This is a genomic window from Brevibacillus sp. HB1.1 (assembly GCF_013332445.1).
Classification (GTDB): Bacteria; Bacillota; Bacilli; order Brevibacillales; family Brevibacillaceae; genus Brevibacillus; species Brevibacillus porteri.
The window spans coordinates 327,108-340,253 of the sequence record NZ_JABMIV010000005.1 but is presented as its reverse complement, the minus strand read 5'-3'; the positions used below and the strand labels follow the sequence as shown (position 1 = coordinate 340,253).

The 13,146-nt window shown below is 46.4% G+C and carries 9 protein-coding genes and 1 tRNA gene; 5 read left to right on the top strand and 5 right to left on the bottom strand.

What is annotated here, in order from left to right:
• Positions 1-773 precede the first annotated feature (773 nt).
• Complete coding sequence (locus HPY27_RS16285) at positions 774-2,087, bottom strand: MFS transporter (RefSeq protein WP_173623090.1); 1,314 nt, start codon at positions 2,085-2,087, stop codon at positions 774-776.
• Between the two features lie 294 nt (positions 2,088-2,381).
• Here HPY27_RS16285 and HPY27_RS16280 point away from each other — a divergent pair, with 294 nt between their 5' ends.
• The 4 genes from HPY27_RS16280 to HPY27_RS16265 all read left to right on the top strand — a co-directional run bounded on the left by HPY27_RS16280 (position 2,382) and on the right by HPY27_RS16265 (position 6,517).
• Positions 2,382-4,097 (top strand): LytS/YhcK type 5TM receptor domain-containing protein, encoded by a 1,716-nt coding sequence (locus tag HPY27_RS16280; RefSeq protein WP_017250784.1) that lies wholly within the window; start codon positions 2,382-2,384, stop codon positions 4,095-4,097.
• Positions 4,069-4,812 (top strand): LytR/AlgR family response regulator transcription factor, encoded by a 744-nt coding sequence (locus tag HPY27_RS16275; RefSeq protein WP_174225441.1) that lies wholly within the window; start codon positions 4,069-4,071, stop codon positions 4,810-4,812. Before HPY27_RS16280 ends, HPY27_RS16275 begins: the two co-directional genes overlap by 29 nt.
• 352 nt (positions 4,813-5,164) lie before the next feature.
• A complete protein-coding gene (locus tag HPY27_RS16270) occupies positions 5,165-6,274 on the top strand; it encodes an acyltransferase family protein (RefSeq protein ID WP_173623092.1) in 1,110 nt (369 codons plus the stop codon).
• 167 nt (positions 6,275-6,441) lie between these two features.
• Positions 6,442-6,517: transfer RNA gene (locus HPY27_RS16265), tRNA-Ala, on the top strand.
• A gap of 144 nt (positions 6,518-6,661) precedes the next feature.
• Here HPY27_RS16265 and HPY27_RS16260 read toward each other — a convergent pair.
• Positions 6,662-9,256 (bottom strand): Ig-like domain-containing protein, encoded by a 2,595-nt coding sequence (locus HPY27_RS16260; RefSeq protein WP_017250781.1) that lies wholly within the window; start codon positions 9,254-9,256, stop codon positions 6,662-6,664.
• 183 nt (positions 9,257-9,439) lie between these two features.
• Here HPY27_RS16260 and HPY27_RS16255 point away from each other — a divergent pair, with 183 nt between their 5' ends.
• Entirely contained in the window at positions 9,440-10,081 is a 642-nt protein-coding gene (locus tag HPY27_RS16255) for a YdcF family protein (protein WP_174225440.1), read from the top strand.
• Here HPY27_RS16255 and dnaI read toward each other — a convergent pair.
• The 3 genes from dnaI to nrdR form a co-directional block, all read right to left on the bottom strand.
• Positions 10,058-10,990: a primosomal protein DnaI gene (gene dnaI, locus HPY27_RS16250; RefSeq protein WP_017250779.1), complete on the bottom strand. Its 933-nt coding sequence runs from the start codon at positions 10,988-10,990 to the stop codon at positions 10,058-10,060. The two genes, HPY27_RS16255 and dnaI, sit on opposite strands and share 24 nt — an antisense overlap.
• A gap of 15 nt (positions 10,991-11,005) precedes the next feature.
• Positions 11,006-12,445, bottom strand: coding sequence for a replication initiation and membrane attachment family protein (locus HPY27_RS16245; protein ID WP_173623095.1), 1,440 nt, complete (start codon positions 12,443-12,445; stop codon positions 11,006-11,008).
• 153 nt (positions 12,446-12,598) lie between these two features.
• Positions 12,599-13,078 carry a transcriptional regulator NrdR gene (gene nrdR / locus HPY27_RS16240; RefSeq protein ID WP_017250777.1) on the bottom strand — a complete coding sequence of 160 codons (480 nt, stop codon included), beginning with the start codon at positions 13,076-13,078 and terminating at the stop codon, positions 12,599-12,601.
• Positions 13,079-13,146: the final 68 nt, after the last annotated feature.

Below are 13,146 nucleotides of genomic sequence, written 5' to 3'. Positions count from 1 at the left end.
CTTCCGTACAACATTAAAAACCATCAAAGGTATTGAAGTCGGCAAAGTAAGACAAATTACTACACTACTTAAACTTGCAAAGCTTCTTACTATTCCACTGTGCGACCATTACTCATTCGAACTCCAAGGGGATGGAAAAGATATATTTAATCTACTGGAACCTTAAGTAAAATATCAAACTCAGGAATATTTTATCTGATTATTCCTAAATACAAAGAACCATACGCAAGGAGAATATGTCTATATGCCCCCTCTATGCCGCACTCGTTCATCCAGGAGAAGTTTTCCTCACTGTAATCTAACGTTGCAGCACTTCTATCATATATGTATACAATCATCCCAGTGGAGATTCGACTCCATCCGCTAAGACGAGATGGTCAATAGTCGTTTATTTTGAATATAGGCGTAGATACGCTTTACATCTGTCAAAATCAAACGCGGAGATAAACTACGATAAAGATTTAATAAGCTCTTCAAGTCTTAGGATTTCACATCGCGATTCGTTACTATGATTTCTAGTCCCCAAGTCTTGATCTTTCCAATTTATTAACAGTGACTATAGTCCAATTTGCAGATAAAAAACGCTTGGAAACCCAAGCGTTTGGCGACTTCTATATGGTGAAGCATAGCTGGATCGAACCGCTGCCCCTCGGCACATCTACTTCTGCACCGAGTTGATGGATCGTTGTTGATTTGCATCTATCAGTAAGCAATCGCTACTAGTACTGCGAAGTTTGAAAATGTCAGTTCGCTACCTATTGAATGTAAGCATGCTAGTCCTTTGCTGTATTCAGCTCAGCTTCGATCTTAGAGTTTTTCGAAGACTCGTCCATACGCCAGTAAACGAGAAGGCTTATGGCAATACAAGCTGCTACATAGTAATAGAAGAGAGACTCGTTCCCGATACTTTTAAACCATAGTGCGATGAATTCCGCTGTCCCTCCAAAGATCGCAACAGTCACGCCATACGGAAAACCTACACCCAGAGCGCGAATGGCGGTAGGAAACATCTCGGCTTTCACGATTGCGTTGATGGACGTATAGCCAGTAACAATGATAAGACCAGACAGCATCAGCAAGAAAGCGACATATGGGCTAGTGGTTTGTTCCAGGAGCAAAAACATCGGTACGGTCCACAATGTTCCAAGAACACCGAAACCAATCAACAGCGGTCGCCGTCCAATCCGGTCAGACAGCATACCAGCAAGCGGCTGCAAGACGACGAATACGAGCAATGCGGTAAAGTTAATCCAACTGACTACCTCTTTCGGCATTCCTACCGTAATCACCATGAATTTTTGCAAATAGGTCGTGTAGGTGTTAAAGGCGATGGTTCCCCCGAGCGTAAGGCCGACAACTGCCAGCACCGCCTTCGGATGCTTCATCAGCTCTCGAAGCGTACCCGCCTTCTCCTTGTTTTTCGACTCCATTTTGGTATACTGCTCCGATTCGTCCATACTGCGGCGCAGCCACAACACGGCTACTGCGCCAAATGCTCCGATGATGAATGGAATTCGCCAGCCCCAGGCCATCATGGCTTCTTCCGGGAGTATTTGCTGCAGGATAATTTGCACACCCAACGCCAGCAATTGTCCACTGATCAGCGTGACGTACTGGAAGCTAGAATAGAACCCTCGGCGACCACTCGCAGCCATCTCGGACAGGTACGTTGCAGATGTTCCGTATTCCCCGCCAAGCGAAAGCCCTTGGAGCAGGCGGGCAAGAACGAGAATAATAGGTGCAAACACGCCGATGGTTTCATAGTTTGGTGTTACTGCAATCACCAGAGAACCACCTGCCATGATGGTAACAGACAGTGTCAACGCGGCACGGCGCCCATGACGGTCAGCGTATCGGCCTAGGAGCAGGCTCCCGATCGGTCTCATTAAAAATCCGATAGCAAAAACAGCGGCTGTATTTAGCAACTGGCTGGTAGCGTCCCCTTTTGGAAAAAACTGAGATGAGAAATACACCGCAAAAGCTGCATAGACATACCAGTCATACCACTCAATCAGGTTCCCCAGTGAACCTTTAAAGATGTTGCTTGTGATTCGCCGCGTATTTTCACGATCACTCGATGGCTTCATTGCTGCCCCCTCCTTATGATTGACCCGAATCCATTCGCAATTGGGATAGTTTAACCGCTTTCAAATGAAACAATACTAATCTCGAGACGGCATCGTTCGCTTTGAAAGGGGTTACATATTTACCTGAATGGATTCTCGAAGAACTGTTTTTATTCTAAGTTATTTGTTTTGCTAGAATCTATTGAATACTTCCAGATGTGCAAAAACGGCATCCGAGCTGCCGAAAAACCCAGTTGAGTTACATTGATTTTTCGACCGGATCGGGCTACCCTTTTCCATAGGGAGGCGGCTGTTATGACAATCACTATGCTTCTGGGACTGCTTGAAAACATCTCTGTAATCGCAGTCATCGCCCTTATCATCGGCCAACTGGATTACTTTCGGAACATCATGTACGGGAAAAACAACTGGATGCGGATCGTGATCCTCTCTACGCTGTTCGGGTTCCTGTCGGTAATCGGAACGGAGAACGGGCTACGGGTCGATGACGCACTCGCCAATACGCGCATTGTCGGTGCCGTCGCGGGCGGGTTGATCGGGGGGCCTGTCGTCGGTTTTTTTGCTGGCCTTATTGGAGGTATTCATCGCTATTCGATAGGCGGATTTACCGCATTCGCCTGTGCCATCTCGACCGTAATGAACGGCTACTTGGCCGGGATCGTCAGTACGAAAATGAATATGCTGCGTCTGAAATGGCAGCATATCGTACTAATTGGCGTTGCAGCCGAGCTCATTCAAAAAGTTTTGGTGCTTCTCATGGCCAAGCCTTTTTCTGCGGCACTCGAACTGGAAGTAAAAATCGCGATCCCGACCACCATTATGACCATTGCAGGACTACTGCTGTTCACGCGCGTTTTCCAAAATCTCAAAATGATGCAAGACCAGTCCGGCGCATTGGGGGCAGACCTGGCCTTGTCGATTGCAAGCCAGACGTTGCCTCATCTGCGGACGGGGCTAAATGAACATTCTGCGAAAAAAACCGCTGAACTGATCCGTGAAATGGCCAGGGTGGATGCAGTCGCTATTACCGACCGCGAAAAGCTGCTCAGTGCAAAAGGCCACGAACTGGAGAATCATTTGCAGAAAGAGACGCTGTGCGCACAAGTAGCGGAGGCTGTTTTGACCCACCCTACAGGGGTATGGTGCGACAAAGATTTTGCTCTTCCTCGTCCGCCTCGCCTCAAATCGATCAGTGCCGCGTCGTTGTATCATCAAAACCAGAAAATCGGGACGTTGCAATTCTACTATAAAACCTCTTCCTCCAAGACGTCCCAGACCAACGAGAAGTTAGTGGACGGCCTCGCTAAGCTGCTGTCGGTCCAAATTGAACTGGCAGAGATCGAGCATCAATCGACAATGCGGAAGCAGGCTGAAGTGAGCGCCCTACAAGCACAAATTAATCCGCATTTTCTGTTCAACACCTTGGGGACGATTATGTCCTATTGTCGTACAGACCCTGATCAGGCGAGAAACTTGATCGGTCATTTAAGTGACATCTTCAGGCGCAATTTAAAAAGCAAGGGAAATCATCACAGCTTGCAGGAAGAACTCGACGGAATCAAGTCGTACTTGGAAATCGAGAAGGTCAGATTTAGCAACCGTTTAAAGGTGAACATGGAGATCGACGAATCCCTGCTGACCCGCAAATTGCCTGTCCTGACTTTGCAGCCGATCGTGGAAAATGCCATTCACCATGGACTTTTCCCCAAAATTAGCGACTGTCTGCTCACGATTCGAGTGGAACCGTACGACCATGAAGTGAAAATCAGTATTGAAGACAATGGAGTTGGAATCAGTGAAGAGCGTTTGGCCGATATCTGGAACAGCCAATCGAAAGGGATCGGCCTTGTCAATGTCCATTCACGGCTGCAATCGATCTATGGCAAAAAATATGGCCTCACGATTCACAGCCAGCCTGGTTTGGGAACAGTAGTATCCTTTGTCGCTCCGTTATCCGTATTTGAAAAGGAAGTGCATCCAGATGCTCCTGAAAACGATCATCATCGATGACGAGCCAGCCATTTGTTCCGAATTGGAATATTTGCTGAAAAAATATATCGATATTCAGGTGGACGCAATCTATACAAATCCGCTTGAAGCATTGCCTCATATTATCAATTCCAAGCCTGATTTGCTTATGCTTGATATTCAGATGCCTGGGATGAATGGGCTTGAATTTGCCAAAACATTGAATCAGATGTCCTATCCCCCATTGATCGTTTTTTCGACTGCCTATCATGAACACGCTCTGGAGGCCTTTTCCACGCTGGCTGTGGGGTATTTGACCAAACCGATCATGGAATCGAAATTGGACGATGTGATCCAAAAAGTGAGGACACTGAGGAACCGCTCGGCCATGAATGACCGCATCGCGACGGTTCCCCCGATGGAAGAACATGTCTGCATCCGGAAGACCAACAAAATCATCCCGATCCCTGTAGGACAGATTTACTTTGCGTTTGTGCGGGAGAAAGATTTATATGTTGCGACAAAAGAGAGTATCGACAAGTGCGACTTGTCCTTAAATGAGCTGGAGGAGATTTTGAACCGATCCCGCTCTTTCTTTAGAAGTCATCGAAACTATATTTTGAACGTGAAGCATATCAAAGAAATCATCCCTTGGTTCAACAACACGTACTTGATCAAGATGAACGACGACAGCCAGACGGATATTCCCGTAAGCAGAGGGAAAATAAAAGCGTTTCGCAGTTTGATGAATTTGTGAAAACAAGCCAATCTTAAAAACCCTTGAATATCAAGGGTTTTTCTTGTTCGCATCCGTTTTCGTCCGAGTGAGTTTTTGAGGTTCCGAGTGAAGCTCGTCCCCAATCCGTCCCCATCCTACAAGTCAAGGAAAGCAGTTACTAACACGTAAATATGTTTATCTATGCTATAAATCGTAATAATTTTGAAATGAAATTTTTAAAGAATCTTTAAATAAAGTTTCTTTTTCCTTTCTATTATGATTGTATGATTTCCCTAAATATGAAAATCCCCTTCAGAAGATACACATAAGTATGCCACCCTACTAGTATAGTAGCATTTATCAACAACAAAGTTTACAAGGAGAGTCATCTATGAGTAATAGAATTAAAGAATTAGATTCAATACGAGGATTGGCGGCTATTACCGTGGTGATAGGACATTTTTGTTTAATGATACCATCCTTGCCTGATTCTATTAAATTTTCACCCCTTAGATTTTTATGGGCTGGTGGAGAAGCTGTAATCATTTTTTATGTACTCAGTGGTTTTGTCTTATCTATGGCCATTTATCATTCAAAAACAAATTATTGGGGCTATTTAATTAAGCGATTTGTAAGAATATATATCCCTTATTATTTCTGGATATTCATCACCTTTGCGTTATTTATTTTGTTTTCGCCATATGAAGTTACGGGACTACGAGATTGGTTCTATGATAAGTGGCAAGGACCTATCACAACATTAGATATTATCAATCACCTTGTGCTTCTTAATAACTTTTTTACAGATAATTACAATCCGGTTATCTGGTCATTGGCTCAAGAAATGCGTATATCTATCGTGTTTCCTTTGTTATTCCTTCTTTTTTATAAACAAAGTTGGAAGAAAACAATACTGTTTGCCATGAGCTTTTCTTTCATTAGTATTTTCCTTAATATATTGCATATTGGAAAAGCTGAGGGATTTTATAATGGTTATGCTGATACACTGCATTTCACATCTATATTTATGGTCGGAATGGTACTTTTTAAGCATCAGGAAGAACTTGTCCGTTTATATAGAAATATGAAAAAATGGAAAAGAAGACTTCTTATCACATTAGGAGTCATTCTATATTTATACTCAACTGGAATTTTGGCGATTTCTCGTAGTGATACGTATTTTCTATTAAAAGATTGGGGCGTTGTCATTGGTGTTAGCATACTTATTATAATGGCTATGAGTAACCTAAAAGTAAAAGCAATTTTAAATAAGAGTGTATTTGTATACGTAGGGGAAATTTCATATAGTATCTATTTATGTCATTTTCCAATTATGATGGTACTATTTAAACTTTTGTATGCAAAAATTCCAACCTCTTTGCTGTTCCTCTTATGTGTTACAACGACAATATTGTTTTCTATCGTATCGTATCATTTTATTGAAGTGAAATGTATAAGATGGGCAAAGCAAAGGACAATGAAATTCCAAAAAAAGGGATAATATTTAATCGGTTTCTTATCTATTAGGAACCGATTAAAATGCGCTCCACATGCGATTATACTACCAATTATATGAAAGAATTGCTGGTCAGTAGACTCCATATACTCATTAGTAAATATTTTATTATTGACTATCTATCCAGCATATGTTAGTATTTAAATATTAATGGGGCCATAGCTCAGCTGGGAGAGTGCTTGACTGGCAGTCAAGAGGTCAGGGGTTCGATCCCCCTTGGCTCCACCATAATATAGATCGCACAAGTCACTTATACAAGGTGACTTTTTTTATTTTCACAAACTTGATAAATCCCCGTCCCAGCTGAAAAAACCCACGAAAAAAGCCAACCGATCTCCACCGGTTGGCTTCCCTCTTTTCCCTATCAATCTACTATCTCACCGTCACCACAATCGGTGTCTTCTTCCCACCGTATTGTACATAAATCGTCGCTTTACCAGAACCCGTCGCCTTGATGACGCCGTCCTTCACATCGGCAACCAACAGACGAGATGTGGTCCAGAGAGCTGGCTTGGTGACATTTTGCTCTGAGCCATCTGCATACGTAGCGATGACGTTCACTTGTTTCACTTCGCCCTTGCTCATCACGAGCTGGACGACATCTGTCTTCAAGTATTTCAATGTATCAACATCGACTGGGATGGATACGCTCTTGTCGTTGTATCTAGCTGTAATCGTTGCTTTTCCGTAGGCACGTCCTGTAATGAGGCCTTTGGTTACGTCTGCTACCTTGTAGTTGCTCGTCTTCCAGTCAGCCATGGAGGTAACATCCATTGTGCGGCCATCGGAGAAGGTAGCGGTCAAGGTTACTTGTACGTTGCTGTTCGACTTCGTAGATACAAAGCGCTTGTTTGCTTCCAGCTTGCTCACGATTCCGACTTCTACCGGGATGCTGATCGATTTGCCGCCGTATTTCGCAGTGATCGTCGCACGTCCGTTTGAGAGACCTGTTACGCGGCCGTTTACCACATCCGCTACTTTAACCGAGGACGAGGACCATTCTGCATCGCTGGTCACATTGTCCGAATTGCCAGCGGAGTCTGTTGCGTTCAGCTTGATCTCTTTTGATTCGTTGACGTTCAGGATCAGCAGTCGAGGATCAACGGAGAGATTCGTCGCTTGGTCTACTTCTACCGAAATCGTAACCGATTTGCCATCGAAGGTACCTGTTACAGTCGTTTTCCCTGCTCCAGTCGCTGTGATCTTCCCGTTCATTACCTCTGCTACAGCAGCAGAAGCTGTGCTCCATGTCGCTGTATCTGTTACATCCTTGGTCGTTCCATCTGCGTAAGCTGCCGTCAGCTTAACGGTTTCGGACTTGCCATTGCCAAGCACGATCTTTTTCTTGTCTACCGTCAATGTCTGCATAACGCCAACCGATACGGAAATGTTCACTGTACGTGATCCGTATGTAGCTGTCACGGTCGCTGCACCTGTTGACACCCCAGTGATCAAGCCTTGACGCACGCTTGCTACGTTAGGAGCACTGGATGACCAAACGACTTTTTGTGTGACATCTTCAGCAGGAGTGCTTCCATCTGGATACGAAGCCGTTACCTTCACTTGCTTCGCGCCGCCCACTGGTATCGCTACTGTCGTGATATCTGCGGACAAGTTTTGCGGTACATCTACATCGACAACCAGTGTCGCTGTTTTTCCGCCGTATTTAGCGGTTACATTCGCCGTTCCAGCCTTGTAGGCGGATACGGTCTTGCCGCTTGCAAATACGACATCTTGATTATCCGAAGACCACTCTACTTTTGAAGTGATATCTTCACTTGTTCCGTTTGCGAAAGATGCGTTTACAACTACGTCTTTCGTTGATCCGCTTTTCATCGTCAGGAAAGCTGGAGTGATATATATGGAACGAGGTACTTCTACATCTACACGTACCTGTACGGATTTGTTTCCGTACTTGGCAGTAATCACAGCTTCACCGGACTTCACCGCATGGATTTTCCCGTTGCTGTAGTACGCAACATCCTCTCGATCGGAGGACCATTCGGCCTTATCGTTCACCACTGTGGAACCGCCGCCATTGGCATAAGTTGCTTTCAGCTCGATGTCTTCTTCCTTGCCCACATTCATGAAAATGTTTTGCTTGTTGAGTTCTAGCTTTTGCGTTGTATCCACATCGACTTTGATCGTCGCTGTTTTGGTTCCATACTTCGCAGTAATGGTTGCTGTACCTGCGCCATAAGCCTTGATCGTTCCTTTGAGCGCATCGGCTACAGCCGTATTGTCTGAAGACCATTCAGCCTTGTCGGAGACATCCTCCGTTACACTTCCATCCGGGAAAATGGCCTTGAGCTTGATTGTTTCTTCGCCGTTCAGCAAGAGTGAAACCTGGTTTTTGTTAGGCTCCAATCTGTGGGCGATCTCGACATTAACAGAGATCGTTGTCGTCTGGCTGCCAAACTTCGCTGTCACGGTACCAGTTCCTGAATTCAAACCTTTGATTGCACCGTTGACTACAGTCGCAATCGCTGGATTATCGATGGACCAGTCTGATTGAGTTGTTACGTCTTCTGTTGTTCCATCGCTGTATACAGCTGTCAGCTTTACGTTTTCCGTGTTGCCGATCCGTACGTTCAACGTTTGATCTTCTGTCGTCAGTGCCTTTACCTTTTTCGTTACGGTTACACCCACTACAACAGGCTTACCCATGTACGTAGCCGTTACGGTAGATTTCCCTACCGATTTGGCTGTAATCTGCCCCGCATATACAGAGGCTACATCCGCATTTTGCGTGGTCCATTCTGTCTTGACGGTGACGTCTTCCGTTTTTCCGCTCACGTAAACAGCGGTAGCCGTCAGCTTGGTAGAATCTCCATTTTCCAATGTTACCTCGTTCTTGGACAGAACGAGTCGGCTGATTTCATCGGCAGCCAATCCTACCCCTGCGTTTCCAGTCCCCACTAATAGCAGGACGGCCAGAAACAAGAGCATCGTTTTTTTCCAGAACATTGCTAGCCTCCCTCGCAAGTATGAAATTTGCTGTTCTTCGAAACCATTCCACCATTACTATATCGGTAAAGAGCAAGAAACAATTTACTAGTTTTTCGTGTCAGGCATATGTCAAACTTTGTAACTAGACCGCATTTCAAACGTCTAAAGTTAAGAGAGCGACTATGAGGGAGATTTCGAAGAATGAAAAATCGAACGATAAACGCACAGCGTCTGTGCTGGCGCGGGATACGGATAGCGTTGGAGATTGTCATGCTGCTCGGTCTACTATGGTCGAGCTACAACTGGTACCGCGTCGAACAGACGATTGAGGGAGCCAACGCCCGGCACGCAACCGTCGGCATTGTCCTCGGTGCAGCAGTATGGGGTGAGGGGCCTAGTCCTGGTCTGCGCGAACGCCTGGAGCAGGCCGCGACTTTGTATGAAGAAGGCTATGTATCGAAGCTGTTGGTCACAGGCGGCCTTGGTGAAGGCAAAACGATCACGGAAGCTGCTGTGAGCAGAAATTACTTGGTTGCCAAAGGAATTCCAGAAGAGGACATTTTGCTAGAAAACAAGTCTACCAGTACATACGAAAACCTGCTGTACGGCCAGCAGGTCTTGGCGGAACATCATATACAAGACGTCCTGATCATCAGCCACGACTATCATTTGGCCCGTGCAATGATCATGGCTGATTCACTGGGAATTGTCGCCTCGCCTGTCGGGACGACGTCACACGTCCTTTTTGGACCGTATCATAAGGCGAGAGAAGTACTCGCCCTCACGCATTGGGAGCTCTCTCGCCTCTGGACACACGTGCTAGGAACGGTGGTTCTCGCGTAAAATTTCATACACATCGACAAAATGGCGGATTCGCTCCATGATGCGAGCCGCTTTTGTTTGTTCAATCCGATTTCCGTTGGAGATAGACAAATGCTCTTGCAGTTCATTCAGCGCGTAGTTTGAAGTAAACAACGTAGGCAAATGGTTGTTTGCCCGCTGATTCAAGATAACCCCCAAAATCTCGTCCCGAACCCATGGCGTCAGGTTTTCCGCGCCGATATCATCGAGGATCAGTACAGGCACTTCTTTCAGCAGCTCCAGCTTCCCCGCGTACGATTGATCCGAGATGGAATCCTTCATCTCCCGGATAAAGTCAGGCACATAAACCAGCAAGGAAGCGACATTGCGCTCCGAGAGCTCGCGACCGATTGCTCCCATGATGTAGCTTTTTCCAACCCCAAACGGACCGTGCAGATAAAGCCCCTTTACCCGCTCGCCTGTTCCCACTTTTTCACAGAACTGAATCGCAGCGTCTACGGTAGCCAAATTCCCGGAGTCAATGACCAAGCCCTCAAAGCTCGCGTTCAAGGTCTCTTCGGAAACATAGTAGCTGCGCATCAGTCGGCGGCGGCGAATCTCTTCCTCATGCGACAATTGCTTGGAACAGGGCGTCATCGAGCTGATAATATGATGGTGAGCCAGCTCCAATTGAGTGCTATGCCCCTTGACCAAATTCGGGCATTCGCCAAGACCCGGACAACGCTCACACCAATACTGCTCCTTGACTGCCGTATAGATGTTGGAGAGCGAGCGAAGGTAATCGTCCCTGGTCAATTCGGGATGCTCTTGTTGAAATGCTTTTAAATACGCGGACGAACGGAACATTTTATCTAACTGCTGATCCGGTGTCAGCAACTGACGCGGTGTTCGTTTGGCGAGCTCTTGCATGAACTCACTGATAGATTCCACGTTCCCTCACACTCCTTATTTCCGTTTTCGCAAGGTTTCCAGTCTTTTCTGCAAGTCTGGAAAATCCTGAATGGACTGTTTCTTTTCAGCGTCCGATGTGGTTTTCTCCTGCGACAGCTGCCACTCGACAGATGCTGGCAGCTTGTCCTGCAAGATAGCTCTACCGTTGCGTCTGACAGGAGCAGATTCCTTCTTGCCCGCTTTTGCCTTCTCGGCAGTTTGTGCCCGTTGATCCGCACGTTCGAGGATCTGCTTGACTGCCTCGTCGGCTGTCGCGATCCGCTTGGCTTTCCAGCTGTCACGAATCGTCTCCATGTACGCTTTTGGCAGCTCCATTTGCATGCTGGCTAACGTATGGAGCAGCAGGGCATTGACGACTTCCGGCTGCATCCCATCCGCAAATACAAGCGTTTCAGCCCGTTCCAAAAACACCTTGCTGATTCTGCCACCAACGACCTTTTCCAACAGGGTCACCGGAGATAACTGGCGACAAGCACGGATAAAGGCTTCGCTACCAGGCTCAGGCAAGCGCCCTGGTCCAAAGTCATCCTCTGTCGTGTCAGTTGCAGGCGCAGTTCGGTATAGCTTGTCTTCCGTGTAGCGTTGCACCAAACGCTTGCGCAAAACTTCTCCGTCCAAACTCCGATCCGATTTGTACAGCGTCCAATCACGCAGCTCCTGCCCCATTCCCCAGCTGTCCAGCTGATAGAAATGGCACAGTGAGAACAACAGCTCCATGCTCTTGCCTTCCAAAACTTTGACCGAGTCGGCATTATCCGGCAAGTACAGGCGCAAGGACGATACACTCAACGAATGGTTGACCTGTGCCTCGTAGCCAGATTTCATCTGCGCTTGCGGAAAGCTAGTGTCCATCTCGGTTAAAAACTGATCCCGCTCCGATCCTTTTTTCACTTCCAGCTCCGATGGTTTCAACGACTGGAATACATCATGGAAGTCTTTCGTGACGTTTTCCACGATGGAGTATTCTTGATCCAACTGACTGCCAAGCGTATCTGCATAATGCTGGCGCAGTTGCGAATAGCGAACGTTTTCGATTTTGTTTAACAACATCAACGACAGTACATAGTCTGCAAAAAACTCTGCCGGACTAAGCGGCGGTTTGATCAAATACTCGTAATAATAGTCACGCTGCTGATTTTCCCTGCGGCGCACCTCGACTAGCCCGATTGCCTCCAGACGTTCACGCGCATCCAATAGCCGATCCAGAGAAAGCGAAGTCGTCAGCATCAAACTGCGATGGGTCCCCTCCGAGGAGGCTCCGCTCACCTCCTGCACGCCATGGACGAGCAGTTGGTAGAGAGCGTACGATTCGACACCGATGATCGGCAAGTATAGCTGCGTAACAAAGCCCATTTCGGCAAAGCCAATCGGTCTTGCCATCCGCACCAGATAACGATCCTTCGGCAACAATTCGTTCCAAACTAAACGACGCATCAGATCTTTCCTTCCTGACAAAATTCGATTCTTTTATTATAGCACGACTACCCATTCATTCGCGGAAAAATCAGCTGGAAAGCCAAAGAAGCCCTGGCGGATCGGCCGCAAGAGCGTGTGAGAGAAGTTGCGAATCTGGTAGAAAAAGCATATCTATTCTTTTGGAAACGAGCTATTTCGCGCTTGAGCCAATAGCTCCTCCAGCTCTTTCATAAATACATTGATATCTTTGAATTGGCGGTATACAGAGGCGAAGCGTACATAAGCAACCTCATCGACATGGTATAAACGCTCCATGACCTTCTCCCCAACGTCATTGCTTGGGATCTCCGCTTGCCCGCAACTGCGCAATTCTTTTTCAATGTCGTTCACTACATTTTCAAGCACTTCCAACGGTACGGGGCGTTTTTCGCAAGCGCGCACCAACCCACGCAATATCTTGTCACGATTGAATTCCTCGCGTGTTCCGTCCTTTTTCACAATTAACAAAGGTGTTTCTTCTACCATTTCAAAGGTAGTAAAACGGCGCTCGCAGGCTTCGCACTCACGGCGACGACGAATGGATTTATTATGATTGAAAGGACGTGAATCTAGGACTCTAGTCCCATTATATTCGCAAAATGGACAACGCATATCAGAATCAACTCCAATACTGACAATACTTGTCTACAGTGTCCCTCATATTCCTGTCAGAAGTCAAG

Coding starts and splice junctions, on each gene's coding strand:
- HPY27_RS16285 (WP_173623090.1), bottom strand. CDS start 2,087: ATGAAGCCATCGAGTGATCGTGAAAATACGCGGCGAATCACAAGCAAC.
- nrdR (WP_017250777.1), bottom strand. CDS start 13,078: ATGCGTTGTCCATTTTGCGAATATAATGGGACTAGAGTCCTAGATTCA.
- HPY27_RS16275 (WP_174225441.1), top strand. CDS start 4,069: ATGCTCCTGAAAACGATCATCATCGATGACGAGCCAGCCATTTGTTCC.
- HPY27_RS16255 (WP_174225440.1), top strand. CDS start 9,440: ATGAAAAATCGAACGATAAACGCACAGCGTCTGTGCTGGCGCGGGATA.
- HPY27_RS16280 (WP_017250784.1), top strand. CDS start 2,382: ATGACAATCACTATGCTTCTGGGACTGCTTGAAAACATCTCTGTAATC.
- HPY27_RS16260 (WP_017250781.1), bottom strand. CDS start 9,256: ATGTTCTGGAAAAAAACGATGCTCTTGTTTCTGGCCGTCCTGCTATTA.
- HPY27_RS16270 (WP_173623092.1), top strand. CDS start 5,165: ATGAGTAATAGAATTAAAGAATTAGATTCAATACGAGGATTGGCGGCT.
- HPY27_RS16245 (WP_173623095.1), bottom strand. CDS start 12,445: ATGCGTCGTTTAGTTTGGAACGAATTGTTGCCGAAGGATCGTTATCTG.